Origin of the sequence: Pseudoalteromonas sp. P1-7a (genome assembly GCF_001401855.1) — a bacterium.
Lineage (GTDB): Bacteria > Pseudomonadota > Gammaproteobacteria > Enterobacterales > Alteromonadaceae > Pseudoalteromonas.
The window spans coordinates 1-353 of record NZ_LKDU01000111.1; the positions used below are offsets into that span (position 1 = coordinate 1).

The following is a 353-nucleotide window of genomic DNA, read 5'->3' on the forward strand; positions in this document are numbered from 1 at the left end:
GGCACAAACCAAGTTGAAACCACGGCACTTGTACAAAACGGCGAATATGTTACCGATCCGATTGATGCAAGCGCATTAAATGACGGCACACTCACCGCCACAGCTAGCGTGTCTGATGTGGCAGGCAATCCAATTTCAGCACAAGATGCAGTCGAGCTTGATAACACCGCAGTTATTACAACCAGCATTGATAAAACAGCCGACGGCGTGATTAATGGCAACGGTGAAAGCGCCGCCATGGTTATACGTGGCACAGTGACTGACGTTGAAGACGGCCAAACTGTTACCATCACTTTGAGCGATGGTATAAACGCGCCAATTGAAGTTCAAGCAACCGTTCAAAATGGCGAGTA

1 protein-coding gene is annotated in these 353 nt (G+C 48.4%); it reads left to right on the top strand.

Annotated features, from left to right (window positions below; translation table 11 throughout):
* A partial coding sequence (locus AN389_RS20430; RefSeq protein WP_160318643.1) for a hypothetical protein occupies nt 1-353 on the top strand: 353 nt, incomplete at both ends.